This window comes from Priestia megaterium (assembly GCF_023824195.1).
GTDB classification, from domain to species: domain Bacteria; phylum Bacillota; class Bacilli; order Bacillales; family Bacillaceae_H; genus Priestia; species Priestia megaterium_D.
Genome location: NZ_CP085442.1, coordinates 3251616 through 3272651, shown reverse-complemented (window position 1 = coordinate 3272651; position 21036 = coordinate 3251616). Strand labels below are relative to the sequence as shown.

Genomic DNA, 21036 nt, shown 5'->3' with positions numbered 1-21036 from the left:
TTAGTGGCTTCTAGCGGTTGATTGGAGGGCAAGGCGAAGACTCCTGCGGGAAAAGCGGAACAGGTGAGACCCCGCAGGAGCAGAAGCGACGAGGAGGCTCACCGGCCGCCCGCGGAAAGCGAAGCCTTGCACGGAAATCAACCGCGGTGTCACATGCAAGCCATACGAGTTCATTTCTCCCATTTATTCGTCTTTTGGCCCAACCTCATTTTTATAGCGCCTTAGCGTTTCTTCTGCATGATAGCAGATTTTTTCAATTAGTTCTTTAGGTTCTTCAATAAGAGCATGAGCCCCTAAGGTATAGAAAAAAGAAGCCATGTAGCTTAGTTCATTTCCATCGGTTGTCGTATTGATATAGCCGCCCCCGTCATCCGTTACCTTCACATGATTTTCAAGCCACGGAACGCCTTTACACTGACGAACGCCTTCGTGTGTCAAGGTTACTTTTAACGAAATCGGCTGTGTGTTTACCGGTTCTGTGTCAAGCCATTCCTTTAACGTAAGGGACATATTTTCGTCTTGTTCTAAAACCTTTAACGAGTGAATACGATCCGCTCGAAACAATAATACTTTTTGCTTATCGTAGGAATAGGCAGGGCAGTACCATAAACCGTTATGAGCATAAATCCCAAGGGGTTTGACTTGTTTTCTTGTTTGACCGGACTTTGAATCATAAAGAAATTCAATATATTTTCCTGCAAAGCTTGCTTCTAACAGCTCTTTTAAGTAAAGAGTGTCTAGGTTTCTTTTAGGATTCCAAAACGCAATATGAGCACTCATTTTATCTACTTTTTTCTTTGTTTCCTCAGACAGGTACACATAAAATTTTTGAAGAGCTGCATGAATTTCTGCATTAAACGGAAGGTCATGATAATACTGCAGAGCTTGATAAGCAAAAAAGATAGAAATGGCTTCTTCTTCCGTAAACAAAATAGGAGGGAGAATACAATTTTTTAACACTCTGTAACCGCCGCTCCGTCCTTTTTCACTGTAAAGAGGCAGTCCTAATTCACTTAAGTCCAGTAAATAGCGCTGAACGGTCCGCACGGAAAGACCAAATTCCTCCGCTAGTTCTTTTGCCGTAAACGTTCTTTTTGTATTAATAAACATGAGCATATCAACAAGCCGTCTAGACTTAGCCATTTATTTTCACCTTTTTCTTTTAATATGACAAAAAGTGTCGTATTAAGATGATATCATACAGAAACAGTAAAGTTGAAAGGAGAAAAAGAAATGAAGAAAAAAATCGTCGTATATATTGCGGCAAGCTTAGACGGGTATATTGCAAGAGAAAACGGAGAGATTGACTGGCTGGAAAGCGTAGAAGGAGAGGGAGACAATGGCTACGAAGCGTTTTATCAAACGTGTGATGCCGTCGTTATGGGAAAGGCTACGTACGACCACGTGCTGAAGCTCACATCAAATTTTCCTTATCACGATAAAAAGTGCTACGTGTTTAGCCGCTCAGCTCAAGGAAAAGATCAGTATGTAGAGTTTATAAACGAAAGCTTGGCGTCATTTCTCAACAACCTCAATCAAGATACGAAAAAAATATGGCTAGTGGGAGGTGCTGATATTCTCGCTGATTTCTTAAAAGCAAATAGGGTGGATGAATTTATCATATCGGTCATTCCCGTTTTGCTTGGGGGTGGTATTCCGCTGTTTAAGCAAGGGATTCCAGAAATGAACTTGAAGCTTACCGATATAAAACAGTACGGGCAAATTGCTCAGCTTTATTATGAAAAATGATAAGCTCTTCGTAATAGAAACTCTTTCTGTAGTGTCAGTGTGCTCAGCGTGCATTTAACATCCAAATATTGTTATTTTAGGGACAGTGACATCAAGACCGGGTTTTTCTCATAGTATATTTTTGGGGTGAAAAAATGCCAAGAGTAAGTTATCGAGATTCAGACGTTGCTTTAATGGCAAGGATGATGAGAGCAGAAGCTGAAGGCGAAGGAAAACAAGGCATGCTGTATGTTGGAAATGTCATTGTAAATCGTCTTAAAGCAAACTGTTTAGATTTTAAGAATTTAAGATCAGTTCCGCAAGTTATTTATCAGGTGCAGGGAGGCAACTATTCGTTTGAAGCTGTTCAAAAAGGAAACGTATTTTACCAAAGAGCAAGAAGTGTTGAAAAAAGGCTAGCCAAAAAGAATTTGGATTACTGGAGAGAACACCCGGGGAAATATGCCTTGTGGTACTTTAATCCATACGCTCCATGCCCTCCAACCTGGTACGGTCAACCCGCTTCCGGTCAATACAAAAATCACTGTTACTATGAGCCGAAATCCGGAACATGCGCTAGCGTTTATAACGGGTAGATAGCTTAGAAAATATGCTGCATTCTGAAAGTCTGGCCTCAAATCCAAACCTTTAGCTGCAGGTGACAAGGTAGTCGTTCTTCATATAATAAGAGAAAGCCCTCTTTTAATAAAGGGGGCTTTTGCTAATTGTACATTCCTTATTTTGCTTCATACTCTATGTTTTCACCGGCATCGAATTCCGCTTGCGCCTTCGTTTTTGTATCCTTTAATACCCAAGACGTCTTGATCTTACCTGTTGCTAAAATTTCTTTAATTTGCTTATCGTTTAAGCCTTTCGTATAAAGGACAAATTCTCTTGTATAGATGTTTTTATTTTCTTGCTCTTCATCTGCACCGCTGCCAAACCAATATCTTATTTGCTGATCATCTTTGATGTTATTAAAAGCTTCTCTATAGTGAGGTAGCTTAACTTGAATATCTGACAGAGAATCGGTACCGCGTAACGTAAGAATCATACGTACGCTGCGAAAATCTTCTTTAGAAGGATTTGTTAACTCTGATGTTTCAACTTCACTAAATTCTTTTTTTGTCAGCGGTTTAACTGTAGTAGAAATGGAAACTTCCGCCTCCGACTCCTTGTTCACGACGTCTTCGGTACTGCAGGCACCTAAAATGAACAACGTTAAAAGAGCATAGACTACTCCAAATGCTTTTTTCTTCATGCTCGTTCTCCTTTGTAATTGATAGATAATGGTACTCATTCGCTATGTTCATTGTATTTACCTCCATTTGTTTCAATGTCATGATTAATAAGGAAAAGTGTAAAAACATTAAAAAGAGAAATGCCGCGGCATTTCTCTTTTGGTTCTATGAATCTGGATTAAGCGAAGTATGCGTATACTCCGGCATGCGTTCTTCTTTTTCCGTTAGTTGAGTATCGGGGCTTTGCTGCTCTTGTGAAATAGGAGACAGCGTAGATTTTTGTTCATGATTCATGTTTGTTATTCCTCCTTATATAAAGTGAGCTGTTAATCAAGCGAAAGCAAATCATCTTGAATTCGCTGCGTTAAAGATGCCACTTGCTGCGTTAAACTGTCATTTTCCGCCTGGAGTTTTTGATAAGACTGATTTGCTTTTGAACATAGGTAAGGGTCTGTTTCCCACCAGTCCATGCCAATTTCTCTTGCTTTATCAATAGAAGCGACAAGCAGCCGGATTTTTATTGTTAAGAGTTCAACATCAGCAATTTGCACTTTAATATCTCCAGCAATGACAAGACCTTTATCTAATACTTTTTCCAATACTTCTACAATGGTGCCCAGCTGCCCGTTATGTTCCGCCGCCATTTTTTCACTCCTTGTTATAACACTTTTCCTAGGGGACCTAGATCAATATTTAAATCTTCATTTGTAAAGTTAAACACTGATTTTAGCTCCTCCATTTTGTTCTCTAACTTCATCAACGCCACGCCCAGATCTTCGATTTGAGCGTCCGTCAGGTTTCCGCTGTCGACTCGGCGAATCGCATGTTTTTCAATGAGCTGCCGCAGTAATTCAATGACGGTTAAAACAAGCTGCGCTAGGCCTTGTTCAGCATTTTCCGCACTCAGCTCAATGCGACCGTTTCGTTTGGGTCTATTTTCCATTTCGCAACGCCTCCGTTTCCTGTTCGAACTGCTGAGAAGAAATGATTTGACGATCATGAGAGCCTATCAGCGTTTCTACAGAAGAAATCAATACCCGCAAATCAAGATAGACTAAATCAATTCCAGCAATTGAAATCAATAAATCACCTTTAATGGCAATTCCTTTATCGAGGATCACATCTAATATATCAATGAGGGCGATGTCTTTTTGCTCGAGCGTTTGTTTTCGCAGCGATGTCATCCTGCATCTTTCTCCGAGCGCAGAGTGTCGATATGATAAGCAGGCCATGGTCCGGTTACTTCAATGTTCAGTCCCATTTCACTATAAAACGTTTGATTGTCGCTAATGGCTTTTAGAAACGATTCCACATTGTTCTTTGAAAGAAGGTAGATGCTGTTCCAGCACATGCTGTAGCTCTCGCCGGTTATTTTTTGACTCCAGTTATTTTTGATTTTATGATAAGCGGCGTAAGGACTTATCTCACTGTGCAAGTGATCACAAAGCGAAAGCTGTTCTTTTTCTGTTTCTTCTTCAATCAGCCTTTCTATCTTTTTACGTTCGAAAAACTGCCTGCCCGGAGGCAACGTAGTTATTTCTTCTTTTTTCTTTTGGATAGTTTCATTATGGGTTAGCAGATAGTTCTTTAAAGAATTCGTATGGGCATACACTTTTATATTCCATTCTTCAGATCTTTTTAAAAGCTGAAGAGAAGAGAGGGCTTTTTCTTTGTTATCGACAATACTTTCTTGACAGCTTTCCTTGCTTTTATAGACCGTACAAAATTTCATTGGAAGAAGCGTGTAGTGACTTTGTAAGAAAAGAAGAGTCTCATGGTGATGCATGGCTTGGTCCTGCAGCCATTTCATATCGTGCTCGATCTTTTCTTTCAGCATTTCTTCTGAATACTCATCGCTTGGCAAGTCGCATACAAATGCGGTAATGTCATCAAAGTAAAGAGCATAGATAGGGTTGTTCTGATTCATTCCTTCAAGGGAAGGAATGGGCATTTCCTTAGCTTCTTCGGTTGGAACTAGACCATATAAATAAATGAGCTTTTCCATCTTTTAACCTCACTTTTGTTTCTTCGTCATTGATTCCCATCTTTTTAATTCATATTCTTTTGCTGCTTCATACCTCAGCAGCAGTTCTTTTTCTTTTTCCATATATGCATCTTCTGGTATTTCTCCAAGCTCATACATCATTTGAAGATGAACGATTTTTTGCTGAATAAAAGAGACATCGTAAAGTTCTTTATCCGCTTCTTCTTTGATTTTCTGTCCGACTTTTACAATGAGCGTGACAGGAGACAGCAGCAGTTTATGAATCATACATTCTCTTCTACTTTTAGTTGAATATTGATAAAGTTATAAGCAGCCCACGGTCCGGAATATTTAAAATCCGCTTTGTGCTTCCATTTTTCATACAGGTCATTTACACGTTCATCAAACGCTGCTTCTTTTTTTCGGTCAATTAAAAAAGAAGCATTCAAAAGCATCGTTTCGACAATAGGAGGATTGAGTCTCGACGCTTCAGCCATCGGTTCTAAATGTTGATAGAGCTCTTTTTTACAGTCGTGCTGAAGCTTTAAAAAGAATTTCTGAGCTGTTTCTCCGTGCGCAATTTGTTTATAAAAATCAGCACTGGCAGAACGCGGGTTTCGTACTTGCTGCAAAGAAGAGTCTTGATTCACTTTTTGTTTCAGCCAGTCCGGTTTCCCAATTACTTTTAGTCCGACTTCTATTTTTCCTTTTAACTGTGGGAAAAGGGGGGCGAACTGTGGGTATAAGTTTTCTAACAGCATTTCAACATCTTGTTGACTATGAAACACATTGCCAAAGCTGATTGGAATAACTGAATCATGCTCATTCATTACTTTGGAAATCACCTGCTGGTGCGCTGTGACGTTCTCTTTTGTAGGGCGATAAATTTTAAGAGGAAAGGCAGCAGCCACTATAGCTGCATCTCGGTAATGAATGGTAAAAGTAGCTCTTTCTTGATGATCAATCGTGACGCTGCCAAACGTATGCGCCTCGGTGGCGGGAATACTGCAAAAAATATAAATGCCCGTTTCTTCACTCATCGATTTCTGTTTCATTCCTTTCCATTAAAATAATCAGCTTACTTCTCTGCTGGAGAGCTTCGATAGCGCAGGCTGGTGCGTGAAAAAGACGTAATGTTATGCTGCTTATTGACCAGCACTTCATAGATACCGAGCAGTTCATCCTTTGCATAGCGCCTCATATACTCCTGTTCTTCAAATGCTTCAAGTGTTATTTTCCATCCTCCATTTTGAATCGATTCATACGAAATAATTCGGTGAGGAGGAGCGACGTGTTCTTTAAAAAAATCAGTCACGGATTCCATGATTTCGGCTACTTTCACTTCTCTAATCCACCTTTATGAGTTTATAAATCTAAATCTTGTAAAAGGTTTAGCTGTTCAAGTTTTTTTCCGCTGTTATTCGAAGAAAGAAAATCTTCTCTTTCATTATGAAGCAGCCGAATTGCCTCGGCGTACCTCAGCCATGTGTCCACACTGGCAATCACGATTCTAGCTTCGATGGTAATTAATTCAATACCAATAACGGAAATACGAGCGAATACGTCAATTACCACGCCTTTATCTAAGATGCGGTCAACTACTTCAGCTAGACTAGAACAATCGTTTGATTTGTTAATCGTCATGATGAAAATCCTCTCATGTTGCATAGTAAAATATATACGCTTGCTAATCTTGCTATTAATGTGCGTGATATTGTAAAAAATATACAAATAAAACGTGCATAAATTAAAAAATAGTATAAAATACCATGATTATTTTTGTTTAGATACGGGTAGAGTTAAGTACATTACTTTTATCCATTGATGAATGAAAACACATACATAAAAAACAAAAGGAGTGGAGAAAGATGAGAAAAGAAGAGCAACCGGTATTATCTGATTTTATTGAAAAGGACCAATTTGAGTTAAATTCATATTTAACCTCTTTACTTGAAATGACAAGTGAAAAGAAAGAAAATCAAAGTTGATGAATTGAAAACATAAAGGGCTACTTTCCATGTGGAAAGTAGTTTTTTCATTTGTGAACTTGATATACTTATTGGACAAAGAGGTGAGAAAGATGAACAAAAGCGACGTGGTTTCGAGAAGTATTTTAACAAAAGCGACCGGCTTTTTGGCATCTGGTTATACTCATAGTTTAAATCCGTATGCCGGATGTGCATTTTCCTGCAAATTTTGCTACGTGCGAGAGCTGCCAATTCAGCGTTTTAAAGAGATGGAGTGGGGGACATGGCTAGAGCTGAAAGTCAACGCAGCTGAAGTCTATCAAAAAGAAATACAAAAACTGCGAAAAAAAGAGCAGCCGGTGCGCATCTTTATGTCTTCAGCGACAGATCCCTATCAGCCGGCTGAGCGTAAAGCAGGCATCACGAGTGCCCTTTTAGAAACGATGATCAATCATCCGCCTGATTTTTTATTGATTCAAACAAGGTCGCCCCTTGTGACGAGGGATATTGATTTGCTTTTACAGCTTCAAAAAGTATGTGATCTTCGCGTATCGATGACTGTTGAAACGGACCGAGAAGATGTAAAACAAATTTTTTCTCCTTATGCTCCGGGGATGAAACTTCGTATGAACGCGTTAAAAAAAGTAAAAGAAAGCGGAGTTTCAACGCAAGTAACCATTGCTCCAATGCTTCCTTTTACGCCTGAATTTCCTAAAAAAATAGAAGGAATGATGGACCGGATTTGCATTGATACCTTGTACTTAGGAGATGGCTCCTTGGGTAAAACGTCTAAAAGGCTAGGGATGCCGGAACTATTTGAGCAGCACGGTTTCCTAGACTGGTATGACAAAGACATTCATACCAAAGCCATTCGTTATTTTGAAAAATTTTATCCTTCTTCGATGATTTATCTTTCTCAAGAGGGGTTTGCCCCGTAAAAAAGGAGGGCCAGAAGAGCCCTTCTTTTTTTATATTAGTTTTTATACGTATCAAACATGTTTGTATCGTCAGGTACGTTTTCTAAATAGCTGATTTTCCCGCTGTCATCTAGCTTAGCAATATCTTTTCCTGTTTGAGTAAATACGCTGCCAGATGCACGTTTCCCGCATACTGCCCAAGGCGTTTCAAACTTATCTGTACCTTCAACTGCTTTCCAGCCTTCGAACATATGCTTAATATCAGCATTTTCTTTAAACACCATTTTCACAAACAGCTTCCAGTTTTCAATGCCTTGCTTTTCGTGGCCGTTTAAGACAAATACGATATCGTCTGAAAAAAGGCCCACTAATTCTTCAAATGCTTGTTCGCTTGTACGTGATTGATCGAATAAATCAAAATATCTATTTAAGTTTTCCATGATAATCTCCTTTGGGTGCTACAGCACCATTTTTTCTTCTACTGTTGCTTTTAGCATGTCCAGGTTTTCTTTCGGACATTTTTTGTTAATTTCATTTGTGAGCGTAGCAATGGTTTGCCGTTTTAAGATAGACTGCCACGAAGATTCGGCTTCTTCCATTAAATCGGATAATAAGCAAATATCTTTGTCTTTTAAGTTAAGCATATCGTGAAAAATACCGCTTGATGAGTAAAGAGACTGCTTACCTTCAATGGCTACGTATACGTCATAAATACGAATTTCTTCCGGCGTTTTCTTTAAGCGAAATCCACCTTTGCTACCAGGAACGGAAGCAAGTAAATCAGCGCTAACCAGCTTGCGAAGAAGCTTTTGAAAATACGTAGGCGAACCCCCAAGCTGAGTGCTGATGACATCTCCTGGCAACACAGCTTTTTCAGGTAAAAACGTAAGCAGCAAAATGGCATACACCGATTGCTCAACGCCTGTTTTCATATGCAAAAACATCATCTCCTGCTTTATGTGTACAATGCGGATAATGATTATCCGCGTTTGGGTTATCATACCGCTTATGAAGCAAAAAGTAAAGCAGTTACTTAATATGCACGTGATATTCGTGTATACTGTGAAAGAAACAGCAACAAAATACGGAGATGAGAGAATGACAACTATTGCAGATATCGCTCGGCTTGCAGGAGTGGCAAAAAGCACTGTATCCCGCTACCTTAACGGAGGGTCTGTGAGCGATGCGACGAAACGAAAAATCGAAGAGATTATTAAAGAAACAAACTATAGTCCAAATGCTTTTGCTCAAAGCTTAAAAGCAAAAAAAACAAACATCATTGGTGTAATTGTTCCGCGCATGGGTTCTTTTGCGACTTCCCGCACATTAGATGGTATTGACCAAGAACTTAGAGACCACCACTATCAAATGATTATTTCCAATTCTAATCAAGATTTAGAAAGAGAAATCGAAAATATCTATACGCTGGCTAAGCAGAAGGTAGCAGGTATTATTCTTCTTGCCGTTCAAATCACAAAAGCTCATTTGGAAGCGTTCCGCACAATTTCAATTCCCGTTTTGCTAATTGGACAGCAGCATGAAGAAGTCCACAGTTTAATTCACCAAGACTACGAGGCTGCATGCGACATTGGAAGGTACATAGGAGAAAAAGGGCATAAAAAGATCGCTTTTTTAGGCGTAACCGAAAAAGACATAGCTGTAGGTGTAAAGCGAAAAGAAGGCGTAAAGCAAGGTCTTAAAGACAGAGATTGCGAGATCCGCTGTTATCAAACAAGCTTTAACATGAGCGATGCAATCGGGGCCGCTACGGCTGTGATGAAAGAATTTAATCCGTCCATTATTGTATGTGCGACCGATAACATTGCGCTTGGTACGTTAAAGGCAGCTTATTTAAACGGACTACGCGTTCCTGAAGATGTATCCATTACCGGCTTTGGAGGCTATGAAATTACAGGTGTGATTCATCCCAGCTTAACAACCGTAAAATATTACTATAAAGAAGCGGGACAAATGGGGGCACAGCGAATTATTAAGCTAGTCAACGGAGAAGAAGTCGAAAAGCTTACACTTTCTAACTATGAATTGATTGAAAGAGAAAGCGTTGACCATCGCTTTGCATAAAAAAACGATTTTTTAACTATATCAAAGAAGGAGGTGACCATAGTCACCTCCTTCTTTGATTAATGCTTAACGACTTTTGTTGTCGCTCCGCTGCTAACATTCCCCGCAGCATCTTTGGCCGTCACGGTAAGAGTAGTGCCTGTTTTCTGCGCTGGTATTTTTACAGAGTACGTTCCTTTAGAAGAAGCCTTGGCAGATCCGAGCGTTTTACTGCCCGCTTTGACTGTTACAGTAGAAGAGGCTTCCGCTTTTCCCGTAACCACTTTATCATTATCATCGACTTTATTGACAGTTGGCTTACTAGGCGCTACGACATCGGCTACTTTTGTGGAAACGCTTGGACTTACGTTTCCGGCGCTGTCTTTAGCCGTTACGGTAAGAGTCGTTCCGGCTTTTTGAACGCTTATATTAACAGAAAATGTGCCTTTAGAAGACGTTTTGGCAGATCCAAGCGTTTTGCTGCCAGCCTTAACTGTTACCGTAGAAGAAGCCTCCGCTTTTCCCGTAACCACTTTATCATTATTACCGACTCTGTTTATGGCTGGTTTATCTGGAGCGACGTTGTCTACGAATGCTGTGCTCAGAGCATATAGATCATCCACGGTATTATCGTCGTAATGATCATCAAACTCATAATCAGTGGCGCCTATGTAATATGTTCCTGGTTTATTTACCTGATAGACTTGAACTTCGACTCCATCGCTATAGTCTGAGCCTTGGTATATTAAATTCTTGTTATCTTTAAAGTCTTTTTCAGCTGCTGTAAAGGCAAGGTCAATTGCTGGAGAATTGGTCGTCCCAGCTACAAGCAGTGCGCCTTTAGCAGGGACATTCACTTTATAAAAATCAAAGTCATACATAGGAAGCATTTGACCGATGATTGTTTTTTCATTTGGCAAACTATTAGCTTTGTTAAAATCGTTATTTGGCTCTTTTTCAAACAGCGGATCATCGTTTGAAGAGGAGCTGTTCATTTGTTTTGAATTCTGAGATGAAGAAAGGGAAGGAGCTTTTTCTAAAGAATGAGTTGCATCGTTTTTTAAATCATCAAGTACACGTTGATTCAGATTCTTTTTTTGAAGAGGCTTGTCCATATGCTGGTCTATTAGTTTTTTTGAAACACTTTCATTTTTGTTGGTATCTGCTTGAACAGACTGAACGGATAGTGTTGATGCTAATAAACCAGCAGAAACTAGGGATATTATACCTTTTTTATTCATATTTTTATTTTCCTCCTTCAAAATATAAGACTATAGAACTGAATCTATCATACTATAAGAAAGCGGATACAACTACAGGTTTTCATATTCATTTTTCGACATCATTTCTAGAAAAGCGACAGTAATTTCACTAAATTGAAAGTGAATAAAAAACGATTGACAGAATGTAGGAGATGCTATAGTATAAGTGGTGTAAATACAAACAAATAATTGAACGTATCTCCTAAAGGGGAGTAGCTTTAACAGCAAAGTCGTCATTACAGAGATTATCTCTCGGCTTTGTTGGCGACATTATGTTGTTAGCAAGACCTTTACCGCTTATTTGGTAAGGGTCTTTTTTGTATTCAATTATAAAAAAGGAGGAAAAGGCTCGGACATTTAGAGGAGAAACGTTACATAAAAAGAGAAGGTGGAGGTAACTATGGAGGAACTAATTGGCGTATCAGTGCAAGGTTTGCTGCAAATTATTTTTCTTGATTTAATTTTAAGCGGGGATAACGCAATTGTTATTGCAATGGCGGCTCGTAACGTACCAAAAGATTTACAAAAAAGAGCGATTTTAATTGGAACAGGCGGCGCGATTGGTCTTCGATTATTATTTGCGGCTATTATTGTCCCTTTATTGAAAATTCCATTAATCGGAGCGGTGGGCGGTTTGATGCTAGTATGGATTGCATATAAATTATTAGCGGACAATCACGATCACGGCGACAATCCTCAAGGTGGAGCAACGGTATGGAGTGCGGTTAAAACGATCATTATCGCAGATGCGGTCATGTCATTAGATAACGTATTAGCTCTAGCAGGTGTAGCTCACGAATTTGTCCCAATTATGATTGGTGTATTAATTTCAATTCCGATTATTATTTGGGGAAGCAGCTTTATTATGAAAGCAATGGAAAAATTTCCGATTATCATTTACGCTGGAGCGGCGATGCTTGCATGGTCCGCTGGAAAAATGATTGTTGAAGATAAAATTATCGGCGGATTTGTTCCAAGTACAGCTTTACATCTCGCTGTTCAAGTTATCTTAACCATTGCAGTTGTAGGCATTGGGTACATGAAAAACAAAAAAATGAAAAAAGAACAAGCCCACGCAGCTTAAAAAAAAGAACGTACGGATGATCCGTACGCTCTTTTTTTATGATTCGGGGTAGTGCATGAGCAAAAAAAAGCTTGCTTCTTCTCCAGAAGAATTGATATAGCTGTGAGAGGTATTTCCTGAAAAATGCAGAGCGTCTCCTGAGGCTAATTCATGTTCTTCATTTTCAAAACGAACCGTTAATTCGCCTTCTTTAATAAGTAAGTATTCATCTCCTAAGTGAGTTTTCGCTTCGTGCACGCATCCAGGCTTTAACGTGACGATGTAAATTTCAAACTTTTTTTCCGGGTGATAAGGAAAGAAAGAATACACTAAATAATCACCTTTGTTGTCGGTGATAGGATCCAGCTGTTTTATGCTTACTTTCTGTACATCGGGGGTGTCTTCTTTCATGAAAACGGAAAAAGAGACTTGAAGACCGTTGGCGATTTTCCAAAGCGTGGTAACCGTCGGACTGGATTTACCTTTTTCAATTTGTGCAAGCATTGCTTTACTAACACCCGTTAATTCGGAAACTTGATCAAGCGTCAAATTTCGATTTTTTCGTAATTTAACAAGATTTTTAGCAATAATATCTTGAATCGCGTCCATTGTTGTACTCCTTTAATTATTATAAAGATAGTATAACATACCGTTGTTTAATATAACGTATAGATGTATAATATAGCAGAAAAGGAGGGAGTACGGTGATTGCAGAAAAAGCAGTACAGCAAAGAGAAAAAGTGGACTTAACGTTCAAACAAGGGGTTAAGGATTGTATCCCTACGCTACTCGGCTACATAAGCATAGGGCTTGCTGCCGGGATCGTTGGAGTGTCCTCGCATCTTTCCGTTATGGAGGTTACTTTATTATCAGCGCTCGTGTATGCCGGGGCAGCACAGTTTATTATTTGTGCACTGATGGTTGCGAATAGCTCGATTTCAGCTATTATTCTCACAACATTCATTGTGAACTTACGACACTTTCTTTTGAGCGCTACGATCGCGCCTGAATTTACAAAATATTCGTTATTAAAAAACGTTGGAATTGGAGCGCTTCTAACGGATGAATCATTTGGGGTGTCTTCAAGTAAAATTGCAAAAGGTGAGCCAATTAATGACCGCTGGATGAACGGATTAAATATAACGGCTTACGTCAGCTGGATTATCGCCTGTACAGCAGGAGCTATTTTTGGCCATTTGCTATCTAACCCGGAAGCTTTTGGGTTTGATTTTGCCTTAACCGCTATGTTTTTAGCTCTGCTTGTTTTACAAATCGAAAGCGTGTTACCTTCAAAGCTTAATCATTACTTACGTTTGATTCTTTATATGGCGATTATTATGATTGTGCTGTCTTTTTTCGTACCTTCACATGTGGCTGTATTGATTTCAACGATTATTGTAGCGACAATTGGGGTGGTGACGGATAAATGAGTATCCACTACCCAACACTCATCATTATTTTAGGGTGTGCTCTTGTTACCGTAGTTCCTCGCATTGTTCCGTTTTTAGTTGTACGTAACATCGCGCTGCCAGAACCCGTATTAAAATGGCTATCCTATATTCCCATTTGTATTTTAACCGCACTTGTTGTAGAAAACTTTATCATTCAAACGAATGACAGCGTAAAGGTTAATTGGCCTGTCATTATCGTAGTCATTCCAACCTTACTGATTGCGCTGAAAACAAAAAGCTTATCCATCACCGTTATTAGCGGAGTTGGGATGATGGCGCTGCTTCGTTTTTTTCTTTTGTCATAAAAGCTCAAGTTATGCTCTTGAGCTTTTTTACTGTCTCCTTTACGTACGCTTTTTCATATAGTATGATAAGAGTGTAAATTAGAAGCCAATGAAAACAAAAATATAGATGAGGTGCTTTTATGAGCGGAGTAGTATCTAAATAGGAACAATTGAATGAAATGAATTGAATAAGTAAGATGGGTATTTTTGAAAAATGAAGGTACCCTTTATTTGCTTATGGATTTATTTCACTGCCTATGAAGATACCTACAATGCTTTATAAAGGGTTCAGTATTTGTCGTGAGAGAGGCGTCTGTTTTTACAGAGCTTTCTTTTGTGATATGTGCTCTAGACACCTTATGAACGCAAAAAGCTGTGGGATCACCACAGCTTTTTTTCGTTTACCTTTTTCATTGCCTTCTAATAAATAGGTATCTTCATATGTGATGACAAATCATAGTGAGGAGAAAAACCATGAATACGATGACATTTGAAAAATTGCAGTATCATGAATTAAAAGAAATCGTAAAGTCTCACTGCGTAAGTGAGCTTGGAAAACAATTAATGGATAAACTTCAGCCGAGCACATCTCTAAAAACAGTAAAAAACCGACTCAAAGAAACAACAGAAGCACGAAGACTTCTAGATGCTGAGAAATCACTTCCGCTATCGGGTGTCTCAGGTATAGGAAGAGTCATCGAAAAGCTTGAAAAAGGCATGATTTTAGAGCCCGAAGAGCTAATGCGCGTATCCGATTTTTTAAAAGGCTGCAGAAAAGTAAAACAATATATGGTGGATAAAGAATTTTTTGCTTCGCTCTTAAGTTCCTATGCCCATTCGATGAAAGAACTGACAAATATAGAAGAGGAAATTAATTTTGCCATCAAAGCCGGAAAAGTAGACGCTGCGGCAAGCAAAGAGCTTAAGCGTATCAGAAGACATATGGAAGGAACGGAAGCTAAGATTTCAGAACAGCTTGCGGAATTTTTACGAAACAGTAAAAACAAAGAGTATATTCAAGACTTCTTCATCAGTAAAAAAGGAGACCGCTATACGATTCCGATCAAGGCCTCCTATAAAAATCACGTTGGAGGAACAATTGTTGAAACATCTTCTAAAGGGTCAACAGTGTTCATAGAGCCTGCATCTATTACAAAGCTGAATGCAGAGCTAGCGATTTTGAAAGCAGAAGAAGAGGTAGAAGAATATCAAATTTTAGCGTCTTTAACAGGATTTGTGTTAGAGAAGCTAGCTGATATTCATATTAATTTAGAGCTAATTAGCCAATACGACATGGTGTTTGCCAAAGCAAAATACAGTAAACAGGCAGATGGAATCGAACCTAAAATTAATGATTATGGATATATCCATTTAAAAGGCGCATATCACCCGCTGTTAACGGGTGAAATTGTCCCGCTTCAATTCGAAATTGGCGAGAATTATCGAAGCTTAATTATTACGGGACCTAACGCAGGAGGAAAAACTGTTGTCTTAAAAACGATTGGACTACTGACGCTCGCTACAATGTTAGGATTTCATATTACAGCTGATGAAGGAACAGAAATTGCATTGTTTGAGCACATTTTTGTCGATATTGGCGACAACCAAAGTATTGAAAATGCGCTGAGCACCTTTTCCTCGCACATGAAGAATATATCGGCTATTTTGCAAAAAGCAACGAACAATACGCTGCTCCTATTCGATGAAATCGGCAGCGGCACCGAACCGAATGAAGGAGCTGCACTTGCGATTGCGATTTTAGAAAAGTTTTATCATATGGGCTGCATAACGGTCGCGACCACGCATTACGGAGAAATTAAGCGTTTCTCAGAAATTCATCCTGACTTTATGAATGCCGCGATGCAGTTCAACAGTAAAACATTAGAACCGCTGTATCAACTGTTAATTGGAACATCTGGAGAAAGCAATGCGCTTTGGATTTCAAAGAAGATGAAGGTAGAAGAAGAGATTTTACAAAAAGCAAAGTTCTATATGGAAAGCAAATCGTATGATACAGAAGTCGTGAGAGAAAATAAAATAAAAAAACCAACTGTTTTGAAGGAAAAGAAGAAAGACAGTGTTGAATATCAAATGGGAGATCGAGTAAAACTGTTAGATTATGAAAATCATGCGATTGTGTATAAGTCTAAAGACAACACAAACAATATAGTCGTACTCTATCAGAATGAGTTAATTGAAGTAAACGTTAAGCGAGTAGCTCTTGAAATCAAAGCTGCTGAATTATATCCCGAAGGCTATGACCTCGATTCGTTATTTATTAGCTATAAAGATCGGAAAGAGCAGCATGATCTGCAGCGAGGATCAAAAAAAGCATTGCGGAAAATTGAAAAAGATATACGGAAAAATAGGTAAAGCAGAAACCCGGCACTATAGGAAAGTGCTGGGTTTTTGTTTTTATGTAGCTTCTCAAAAATACATAGCGCCCTTTTGTTAATTACTTAAAAGGTAAAGAGGTTTCCTTTAGCTATATTAATTAGGTACAAAAAAACATCTCTCACCGCTCTAGTGTACTCGAGAGATGCGTTTAATAAATTATTCGTTCGTCGGAACGGGAAGACTTTTGAGCGTTGAAAAACAAAAAGCTATTTTTTTCGCAAAATGTAAAGGAGGCTCTACAGATTGAATATGAAGATACATAAGGACCGGTTCTGTAAAAAGCCAATGGTTATGCAAAGCGCTTACGATAAGACCTTGCCGAGCAGCAGCTTCTGTAAAACGAGGGATTTCTTCTTGTAAAATAGCAATCTCAGCTAAGTTTAACGCGTTGCCCTGTGCGTCTATCGCCTCAAATGATACACCAACAGGAACAACAGAGCTGCTTTTCCGCCCTTGAACAGAAGCTTGAAAGCTCCTTTTAAGCGACACTGAGCATCCTGTTGGACTAACTTTACTTTTAGCATTTAAAATCTGGCCAAACTGCTGACAAATCTCACTTGTGGTATACATATAAGCTCCTGCCTTTCTTCTAGTTTCTTAGTAAGCTTTATGACATAGGAGCTTCACTTATGCAAGCAGTGTTCTTATGAAAAAAATCCTCTTCATCGCGAAGAGGTTTTTTTATTATTCAGCATGTGATGAGCGTTCGTTTAACAGATTTTCATAAAAATGAGCAAGTGAAGCAGAAAGGTATGGAATAGACCATAAAAAGCCGATTCCTAGTGTGATAATGCTTAATAAAAACCACCCAAGAAAGCTTAGCAGCAGCAGGAAGTACTGTCCTTTATAACCATTCATTAACCTGCGGCTTTCTGTAATCGCTTGATTCATCGAGTAAGCGGGATTATCTTTACAAATAAAATACGTTTGTGAATATGCCAGTGCTTTGATAATTCCAGGAATCAGTAAAAGCAGTGACCACAGCATCACATAAAGAGTCATTAGCACATAAATCCCTAACGACTTAACGTAAAGACCAAAATCTTGGAATGTTTTAAACAAATGCCCGACTTGAACAGATTCGCCTCGCGCCAAACCTAAAAATGCCCAGTAGTTTGCCATGAGAAGAGGCGAGAAGACAATAGCAAAGGCAGTTGAAATCCATGAGGCCGAATCAGATTCATCTTTCATCCAATTTTCATAGCCGCCGCTTGCCACAATTTCAAATGGAATAGGTAGAAGCGTATATACTCCGTACGTCACCACCGTCAGTAAAATCGCTAGTCCCCAGCGATTTTTTAAAGAAGCTTTAGCTTCTCTTTTAATCGTACCAATATTCATGTTGTTCCTCCTTTAATGTTGCAAAATATGTACCTTTTTGCTTGTATTAACATGTAAACCATGCACAATTGTTAATTTTGTATGAAATGAAAATAATAGTCAATAGGTTCTGAGATGAAAAGGATAGCTCTTACGAAAAATTTTTACTAGACGGATAGAAAACGATAAATAGATACAAAGTGTTTTAGGAGGATATGGATGTAAAAAAGTAAAGCACAATGTTTTATTCATTTCTCACAGTATTTGTCATAGGACTTGTGGTGAAAATCATTAGCGATTGGATTGCAGGTAAGAATAGACGCTATAGCGTCAGCTAAACAAACCATACTCATATCTATACGGGATATGAGTATGGTTTGTTTGTGTGAAAATAACGCATTATTTCTTTATAATAGGCGTAAGAGGAGATGAATAAAAAATGGAAAACGCTACCCAAATATTTTATGAATTAGAATGCATGCACTTAAAATCAGAAGTACGAACCTCTGCTAAAGAGCTTTCAAACATTCTTGCAGATGATTACGTGGAGTTTGGCAGTTCAGGCAGGGTATGGAAACGAAAAGATTACAATAACAATCATGTACTTTCGCCAGATGTATTTGAAATCTCTCATTTTCATGTAGACGTACTGTCTTCTGACTGCGTATTAACTACCTATCATCTTATGAACCATACGGCAGAAAAAAAGACGCTTCGCAGTTCTATTTGGCGAAAAAGAGAAGAAAAGTGGCGTTTGTTTTTCCATCAAGGCACAGTGACAAACGGTGATTAATAAATAAGATTATTCGGTTATTATTATACTTTCCCTCTATTTGATGCTATGATGAAAGTATATTTTGACGTAAGGGATGTTTTGAGATGAGCAAAAATAATGTAAAAAAAGAAGTGTTTTCATGGATTAAGTCCATTGTTATTGCACTGGTTATAGTAGTGGGAGTGCGCCATTTTTTATTTGCGCCAACTACGGTTCACGGTGAATCGATGTATCCAACGTTTGAAGATTCAAACCGCGTCATTTTAAATAAAATCAGTGATGTTGATCGCTTTGATATGATTGTATTTCATGCACCGGATGCAGATGAAAATTATATTAAACGTGTAATTGGACTGCCAGGAGATACGGTAGAAATGAAAAACGACGTTCTGTATATTAACGGCAAAGCTTATAAAGAGCCGTATTTAAAAGAATCTAAAAAATCTCTTGCACCTAATGAAAAATTCACGGAAGATTTTACGCTTCAAACGCTGCCTGCAACTGATGGCAAAGTGAAGGTGCCGAAAAATTCACTGTTTGTCATGGGAGACAACCGTCCTGTAAGTCATGATGGACGAGCATTTGGCTTTATTTCACAAAAATCAGTTATCGGAAAAGTGCAGTTTCGCTACTATCCGTTAAATGAAGTAGGCGAACCGAAATAAAAAGGAAAAAAGGCTTGCGGAATTTAATTCGCCAGTCTTTTTTATTGGGTTAAAAGAACTGATTTTAAAAAACGATTTGCTTTATGCGAGTTAAACATCTTCTAAAGAATTAGTAAATTAGACCTTGTTTTCTTCTTTGTTTAGGAAATCATAAGGGTGTTTAAAAAGGGACTTCTAGGTACCTATGTTACTTCAAAGTAAGAGTAGGTGCTGATAGGTAAGCAGTTTTTATGGGTATACAGATATATGAGGATAAAGAAGCAAGGATTTTGGAAAGGAGCAGGTCAGCATGAAAACGTATTAATCATTAATGGACACGAGTATTATAAAAAGTCAAAAGGAGAGTTAAATCAGACGATTTTTAACGAAATGCAGCATTTACTCGCTGATCAATTTGACATTAAAACAACGGTGGTTGATAAAGACTACGAAGTAGAAGAAGAAGTTGAAAAGTGGCTATGGGCTGATGTTGTGATTATGCAGACGCCTATTTACTGGTTCAGCATTCCCGGAAAGTTTAAGCAATATATTGATCGCGTGTATATGGATAACATTTTCTTTAAAGGCTCAAATCAATACGGGCGAGGCGGCTTATTAACGGGAAAAAAATACATGTTTTCTCTTACATGGAATGCGCCGGAAGCTATTTTTAACAATGACGAAGCTTTCTATGAAGGAAAAAGTTTAGACGAAGCCATTATGCATTTGCATAAAATGAATCAGTACGTCGGTATGAGCCCACTTCCAACATACTCTATTCATGATGTAGTCAAACATCCAAACATTGATCACTACAAGCATAAATTAGAAAATCATGTAGCAGAAGTATTTGGAATAGGAGAGCATCAATAAAAGTATAGCCGTTCGTTTTCTGAGAGTATCCTTAGATTTTACAGCTAGTAAAAGAAAAAAACATAAAAAAGCTGCTTTCTATACATGTAATGTATAGAAAGCAGCTTTTTTACGTGACAGTTTCAAACTTCAGGGTGTGAGGTGGGATAGTTTCTGTTTACCCGTCTATATCTAAATAAAACAATCTAAATGATAATGAAGTAGAAATTATTTATTCCGTTTGTTTATAAATTGTTTAAATATAAGAGGAAGCAGTTTAGCTTTGGAAAATAAGGGAAGAAGCATACTAACTTGCCTGTGTATATTTAGAAAAGGAGGGATAAAGATGTCGTTAGCTCATTTTGATGATATTTCAGAAATTTGCTATGCATGTGAAAAACAGCCCCTTGGGAAAAGACAAAAACGCATTGGCGTATGGACGGAAAAAGAAATGAGAAAGCCTGCTGAAGAGAGAGTAGAAAATCAGAAGGTGGTCGCACTTTCTCGTTAATGTAAAAAAGCCTTTAGCTCATCTAAAGGCTTTTTTACGTATTGGCGTTTGGACATGTGTGAAGGGTCATAGAAGCAATCGTTATAAATCTTCTAGTCTTTGAACTTTTTTGCCTTCTATTTTATGCTGTTCCATCGTTTCTTTTAACTCTTTGTTCGCCGTTGTCATCGTCGTTTCATTTGTTACGCCCATAAATGACCAGCCGTGAGATTCAAGCCAGTACTTGAATTCCCGCAAAAACTCTTCCTGCGTTCCTCCCGTATGATAAAAAGCTCCTTGAATTGTAATAGCCGGTTTCTCTGTGTTATACGTCACATACATTTTATTTGCACACATCCAAATAGACCTCCTTTATTAATAAACAAATGTAAATTGACAAAGAAGCGTTGAATCATTCCTCAATAGTTACACTATTTCTCTATTTGACTGCTGTTTTCCTTTTTATCGCTGCGATTAATCATAATAAAATCAAGTTTTTTACAGAAAGAGGAATGTAAGTAAACAGATAAAAAGCTCGTTTCGCAATGAAATTGTCATATTTCTACATATTCTTTAAGGGGCATGTAAAAGTTGTAACAT

Annotated in this window: 31 protein-coding genes; 13 read left to right on the top strand and 18 right to left on the bottom strand. The window is 38.4% G+C overall.

Annotated features, from left to right (window positions below):
- The first annotated feature begins 17 nt into the window (after positions 1-17).
- Positions 18-269: a hypothetical protein gene (locus tag LIS78_RS16775; RefSeq protein ID WP_195782626.1), complete on the top strand. Its 252-nt coding sequence runs from the start codon at positions 18-20 to the stop codon at positions 267-269.
- On the opposite strand, the gene LIS78_RS16770 is transcribed toward LIS78_RS16775, so the two are convergent.
- Positions 184-1143 (bottom strand): helix-turn-helix transcriptional regulator, encoded by a 960-nt coding sequence (locus tag LIS78_RS16770; protein WP_209150126.1) that lies wholly within the window; start codon positions 1141-1143, stop codon positions 184-186. The genes LIS78_RS16775 and LIS78_RS16770 overlap by 86 nt on opposite strands.
- A gap of 90 nt (positions 1144-1233) precedes the next feature.
- On the opposite strand from LIS78_RS16770, the gene LIS78_RS16765 reads away from it, so the two are divergent.
- Together LIS78_RS16765 and LIS78_RS16760 are read left to right on the top strand one after the other, a co-directional pair.
- Entirely contained in the window at positions 1234-1749 is a 516-nt protein-coding gene (locus LIS78_RS16765; protein ID WP_252284022.1) for a dihydrofolate reductase family protein, read from the top strand.
- A 134-nt stretch (positions 1750-1883) separates the two neighbouring features.
- Positions 1884-2324 carry a cell wall hydrolase gene (locus LIS78_RS16760; RefSeq protein WP_209150124.1) on the top strand — a complete coding sequence of 147 codons (441 nt, stop codon included), beginning with the start codon at positions 1884-1886 and terminating at the stop codon, positions 2322-2324.
- A gap of 140 nt (positions 2325-2464) precedes the next feature.
- Here LIS78_RS16760 and LIS78_RS16755 read toward each other — a convergent pair whose 3' ends face one another.
- The 10 genes from LIS78_RS16755 to gvpA all read right to left on the bottom strand — a co-directional run bounded on the left by LIS78_RS16755 (position 2465) and on the right by gvpA (position 6597).
- Positions 2465-2989, bottom strand: coding sequence for a hypothetical protein (locus LIS78_RS16755; RefSeq protein ID WP_252284021.1), 525 nt, complete (start codon positions 2987-2989; stop codon positions 2465-2467).
- A gap of 145 nt (positions 2990-3134) precedes the next feature.
- Positions 3135-3263 carry a hypothetical protein gene (locus LIS78_RS31455; protein WP_013057929.1) on the bottom strand — a complete coding sequence of 43 codons (129 nt, stop codon included), beginning with the start codon at positions 3261-3263 and terminating at the stop codon, positions 3135-3137.
- A gap of 32 nt (positions 3264-3295) precedes the next feature.
- Positions 3296-3613: a gas vesicle protein gene (locus LIS78_RS16750; RefSeq protein WP_013057928.1), complete on the bottom strand. Its 318-nt coding sequence runs from the start codon at positions 3611-3613 to the stop codon at positions 3296-3298.
- Between the two features lie 14 nt (positions 3614-3627).
- The gene (locus LIS78_RS16745) at positions 3628-3912 is read right to left on the bottom strand and encodes a gas vesicle protein K (protein ID WP_195782630.1); all 285 of its coding nucleotides are present in this window, start codon (positions 3910-3912) and stop codon (positions 3628-3630) included.
- Positions 3902-4153, bottom strand: a complete 252-nt coding sequence (locus tag LIS78_RS16740; protein WP_033580517.1) for a gas vesicle protein — start codon at positions 4151-4153, stop codon at positions 3902-3904. Before LIS78_RS16740 ends, LIS78_RS16745 begins: the two co-directional genes overlap by 11 nt.
- A complete protein-coding gene (locus LIS78_RS16735) occupies positions 4150-4974 on the bottom strand; it encodes a GvpL/GvpF family gas vesicle protein (protein WP_209150122.1) in 825 nt (274 codons plus the stop codon). Before LIS78_RS16735 ends, LIS78_RS16740 begins: the two co-directional genes overlap by 4 nt.
- Positions 4975-4983: 9 nt before the next feature.
- Positions 4984-5241, bottom strand: a complete 258-nt coding sequence (locus tag LIS78_RS16730) for a gas vesicle protein GvpG (protein WP_014459264.1) — start codon at positions 5239-5241, stop codon at positions 4984-4986.
- Positions 5238-6008: a GvpL/GvpF family gas vesicle protein gene (locus LIS78_RS16725; protein ID WP_195782632.1), complete on the bottom strand. Its 771-nt coding sequence runs from the start codon at positions 6006-6008 to the stop codon at positions 5238-5240. Before LIS78_RS16725 ends, LIS78_RS16730 begins: the two co-directional genes overlap by 4 nt.
- Positions 6009-6031: 23 nt before the next feature.
- Entirely contained in the window at positions 6032-6295 is a 264-nt protein-coding gene (locus LIS78_RS16720; protein ID WP_013057922.1) for a gas vesicle protein GvpO, read from the bottom strand.
- Positions 6296-6318: 23 nt separating this feature from the next.
- Positions 6319-6597: a gas vesicle structural protein GvpA gene (gvpA, locus tag LIS78_RS16715; RefSeq protein ID WP_195782633.1), complete on the bottom strand. Its 279-nt coding sequence runs from the start codon at positions 6595-6597 to the stop codon at positions 6319-6321.
- 436 nt (positions 6598-7033) lie between these two features.
- On the opposite strand from gvpA, the gene LIS78_RS16710 reads away from it, so the two are divergent.
- Positions 7034-7858 (top strand): SPL family radical SAM protein, encoded by an 825-nt coding sequence (locus LIS78_RS16710; RefSeq protein ID WP_195782634.1) that lies wholly within the window; start codon positions 7034-7036, stop codon positions 7856-7858.
- 35 nt (positions 7859-7893) lie between these two features.
- On the opposite strand, the gene LIS78_RS16705 is transcribed toward LIS78_RS16710, so the two are convergent.
- Positions 7894-8277, bottom strand: a complete 384-nt coding sequence (locus tag LIS78_RS16705; RefSeq protein ID WP_028409274.1) for a nuclear transport factor 2 family protein — start codon at positions 8275-8277, stop codon at positions 7894-7896.
- A gap of 18 nt (positions 8278-8295) precedes the next feature.
- Positions 8296-8775 (bottom strand): RrF2 family transcriptional regulator, encoded by a 480-nt coding sequence (locus tag LIS78_RS16700; RefSeq protein ID WP_043981394.1) that lies wholly within the window; start codon positions 8773-8775, stop codon positions 8296-8298.
- A 160-nt stretch (positions 8776-8935) separates the two neighbouring features.
- Here LIS78_RS16700 and LIS78_RS16695 point away from each other — a divergent pair, with 160 nt between their 5' ends.
- Complete coding sequence (locus LIS78_RS16695) at positions 8936-9919, top strand: LacI family DNA-binding transcriptional regulator (protein WP_195782635.1); 984 nt, start codon at positions 8936-8938, stop codon at positions 9917-9919.
- Between the two features lie 59 nt (positions 9920-9978).
- Here LIS78_RS16695 and LIS78_RS16690 read toward each other — a convergent pair whose 3' ends face one another.
- On the bottom strand, positions 9979-11139 hold the full coding sequence (locus LIS78_RS16690; protein WP_252284020.1) for an Ig-like domain-containing protein: 1161 nt from the start codon (positions 11137-11139) through the stop codon (positions 9979-9981).
- 421 nt (positions 11140-11560) lie between these two features.
- On the opposite strand from LIS78_RS16690, the gene LIS78_RS16685 reads away from it, so the two are divergent.
- Positions 11561-12244: a TerC family protein gene (locus LIS78_RS16685; protein WP_016764850.1), complete on the top strand. Its 684-nt coding sequence runs from the start codon at positions 11561-11563 to the stop codon at positions 12242-12244.
- Positions 12245-12280: 36 nt separating this feature from the next.
- Here the strand turns inward: LIS78_RS16685 and LIS78_RS16680 are convergent, their stop codons facing one another.
- Positions 12281-12832 (bottom strand): helix-turn-helix domain-containing protein, encoded by a 552-nt coding sequence (locus LIS78_RS16680; RefSeq protein WP_195782637.1) that lies wholly within the window; start codon positions 12830-12832, stop codon positions 12281-12283.
- 95 nt (positions 12833-12927) lie between these two features.
- Between LIS78_RS16680 and LIS78_RS16675 the strand changes: the two genes are divergently transcribed.
- The 3 genes from LIS78_RS16675 to LIS78_RS16665 all read left to right on the top strand — a co-directional run bounded on the left by LIS78_RS16675 (position 12928) and on the right by LIS78_RS16665 (position 16331).
- Positions 12928-13653 carry an AzlC family ABC transporter permease gene (locus LIS78_RS16675; RefSeq protein ID WP_195782638.1) on the top strand — a complete coding sequence of 242 codons (726 nt, stop codon included), beginning with the start codon at positions 12928-12930 and terminating at the stop codon, positions 13651-13653.
- Complete coding sequence (locus LIS78_RS16670; RefSeq protein ID WP_252284019.1) at positions 13650-13979, top strand: AzlD domain-containing protein; 330 nt, start codon at positions 13650-13652, stop codon at positions 13977-13979. The genes LIS78_RS16675 and LIS78_RS16670 overlap by 4 nt, the downstream gene beginning before the upstream one ends.
- Before the next feature lie 453 nt (positions 13980-14432).
- Positions 14433-16331: an endonuclease MutS2 gene (locus LIS78_RS16665; RefSeq protein ID WP_252284018.1), complete on the top strand. Its 1899-nt coding sequence runs from the start codon at positions 14433-14435 to the stop codon at positions 16329-16331.
- Positions 16332-16511: 180 nt separating this feature from the next.
- On the opposite strand, the gene LIS78_RS16660 is transcribed toward LIS78_RS16665, so the two are convergent.
- Positions 16512-16925 (bottom strand): DUF1259 domain-containing protein, encoded by a 414-nt coding sequence (locus LIS78_RS16660; RefSeq protein ID WP_209150119.1) that lies wholly within the window; start codon positions 16923-16925, stop codon positions 16512-16514.
- A gap of 114 nt (positions 16926-17039) precedes the next feature.
- Entirely contained in the window at positions 17040-17696 is a 657-nt protein-coding gene (locus tag LIS78_RS16655) for a DUF975 family protein (protein ID WP_195782644.1), read from the bottom strand.
- Between the two features lie 418 nt (positions 17697-18114).
- On the opposite strand from LIS78_RS16655, the gene LIS78_RS16650 reads away from it, so the two are divergent.
- From LIS78_RS16650 to LIS78_RS16635, 4 genes are all read left to right on the top strand, one after another.
- A complete protein-coding gene (locus LIS78_RS16650; protein ID WP_195782645.1) occupies positions 18115-18468 on the top strand; it encodes a nuclear transport factor 2 family protein in 354 nt (117 codons plus the stop codon).
- A gap of 86 nt (positions 18469-18554) precedes the next feature.
- Entirely contained in the window at positions 18555-19115 is a 561-nt protein-coding gene (gene lepB / locus LIS78_RS16645) for a signal peptidase I (protein WP_028414470.1), read from the top strand.
- Positions 19116-19361: 246 nt separating this feature from the next.
- Positions 19362-19967: an NAD(P)H-dependent oxidoreductase gene (locus LIS78_RS16640; protein ID WP_252284017.1), complete on the top strand. Its 606-nt coding sequence runs from the start codon at positions 19362-19364 to the stop codon at positions 19965-19967.
- A gap of 325 nt (positions 19968-20292) precedes the next feature.
- On the top strand, positions 20293-20457 hold the full coding sequence (locus tag LIS78_RS16635; RefSeq protein ID WP_164795753.1) for a hypothetical protein: 165 nt from the start codon (positions 20293-20295) through the stop codon (positions 20455-20457).
- A gap of 81 nt (positions 20458-20538) precedes the next feature.
- Here the strand turns inward: LIS78_RS16635 and LIS78_RS16630 are convergent, their stop codons facing one another.
- Positions 20539-20793 carry a hypothetical protein gene (locus LIS78_RS16630; protein WP_013057893.1) on the bottom strand — a complete coding sequence of 85 codons (255 nt, stop codon included), beginning with the start codon at positions 20791-20793 and terminating at the stop codon, positions 20539-20541.
- Between the last annotated feature and the right edge of the window lie 243 nt (positions 20794-21036).

Bases quoted from the DNA above. Each gene is read 5' to 3' on its own strand.
- LIS78_RS16770 (WP_209150126.1), bottom strand. From the start codon at position 1,143: ATGGCTAAGTCTAGACGGCTTGTTGATATGCTCATGTTTATTAATACA.
- LIS78_RS16765 (WP_252284022.1), top strand. From the start codon at position 1,234: ATGAAGAAAAAAATCGTCGTATATATTGCGGCAAGCTTAGACGGGTAT.
- LIS78_RS16760 (WP_209150124.1), top strand. From the start codon at position 1,884: ATGCCAAGAGTAAGTTATCGAGATTCAGACGTTGCTTTAATGGCAAGG.
- LIS78_RS16755 (WP_252284021.1), bottom strand. From the start codon at position 2,989: ATGAAGAAAAAAGCATTTGGAGTAGTCTATGCTCTTTTAACGTTGTTC.
- LIS78_RS31455 (WP_013057929.1), bottom strand. From the start codon at position 3,263: ATGAATCATGAACAAAAATCTACGCTGTCTCCTATTTCACAAGAGCAG.
- LIS78_RS16750 (WP_013057928.1), bottom strand. From the start codon at position 3,613: ATGGCGGCGGAACATAACGGGCAGCTGGGCACCATTGTAGAAGTATTG.
- LIS78_RS16745 (WP_195782630.1), bottom strand. From the start codon at position 3,912: ATGGAAAATAGACCCAAACGAAACGGTCGCATTGAGCTGAGTGCGGAA.
- LIS78_RS16740 (WP_033580517.1), bottom strand. From the start codon at position 4,153: ATGACATCGCTGCGAAAACAAACGCTCGAGCAAAAAGACATCGCCCTC.
- LIS78_RS16735 (WP_209150122.1), bottom strand. From the start codon at position 4,974: ATGGAAAAGCTCATTTATTTATATGGTCTAGTTCCAACCGAAGAAGCT.
- LIS78_RS16730 (WP_014459264.1), bottom strand. From the start codon at position 5,241: ATGATTCATAAACTGCTGCTGTCTCCTGTCACGCTCATTGTAAAAGTC.
- LIS78_RS16725 (WP_195782632.1), bottom strand. From the start codon at position 6,008: ATGAAACAGAAATCGATGAGTGAAGAAACGGGCATTTATATTTTTTGC.
- gvpA (WP_195782633.1), bottom strand. From the start codon at position 6,597: ATGACGATTAACAAATCAAACGATTGTTCTAGTCTAGCTGAAGTAGTT.
- LIS78_RS16710 (WP_195782634.1), top strand. From the start codon at position 7,034: ATGAACAAAAGCGACGTGGTTTCGAGAAGTATTTTAACAAAAGCGACC.
- LIS78_RS16705 (WP_028409274.1), bottom strand. From the start codon at position 8,277: ATGGAAAACTTAAATAGATATTTTGATTTATTCGATCAATCACGTACA.
- LIS78_RS16695 (WP_195782635.1), top strand. From the start codon at position 8,936: ATGACAACTATTGCAGATATCGCTCGGCTTGCAGGAGTGGCAAAAAGC.
- LIS78_RS16690 (WP_252284020.1), bottom strand. From the start codon at position 11,139: ATGAATAAAAAAGGTATAATATCCCTAGTTTCTGCTGGTTTATTAGCA.
- LIS78_RS16685 (WP_016764850.1), top strand. From the start codon at position 11,561: ATGGAGGAACTAATTGGCGTATCAGTGCAAGGTTTGCTGCAAATTATT.
- LIS78_RS16680 (WP_195782637.1), bottom strand. From the start codon at position 12,832: ATGGACGCGATTCAAGATATTATTGCTAAAAATCTTGTTAAATTACGA.
- LIS78_RS16670 (WP_252284019.1), top strand. From the start codon at position 13,650: ATGAGTATCCACTACCCAACACTCATCATTATTTTAGGGTGTGCTCTT.
- LIS78_RS16665 (WP_252284018.1), top strand. From the start codon at position 14,433: ATGAATACGATGACATTTGAAAAATTGCAGTATCATGAATTAAAAGAA.
- LIS78_RS16660 (WP_209150119.1), bottom strand. From the start codon at position 16,925: ATGTATACCACAAGTGAGATTTGTCAGCAGTTTGGCCAGATTTTAAAT.
- LIS78_RS16655 (WP_195782644.1), bottom strand. From the start codon at position 17,696: ATGAATATTGGTACGATTAAAAGAGAAGCTAAAGCTTCTTTAAAAAAT.
- LIS78_RS16650 (WP_195782645.1), top strand. From the start codon at position 18,115: ATGGAAAACGCTACCCAAATATTTTATGAATTAGAATGCATGCACTTA.
- lepB (WP_028414470.1), top strand. From the start codon at position 18,555: ATGAGCAAAAATAATGTAAAAAAAGAAGTGTTTTCATGGATTAAGTCC.
- LIS78_RS16640 (WP_252284017.1), top strand. From the start codon at position 19,362: ATGAGGATAAAGAAGCAAGGATTTTGGAAAGGAGCAGGTCAGCATGAA.
- LIS78_RS16635 (WP_164795753.1), top strand. From the start codon at position 20,293: ATGTCGTTAGCTCATTTTGATGATATTTCAGAAATTTGCTATGCATGT.
- LIS78_RS16630 (WP_013057893.1), bottom strand. From the start codon at position 20,793: ATGTGTGCAAATAAAATGTATGTGACGTATAACACAGAGAAACCGGCT.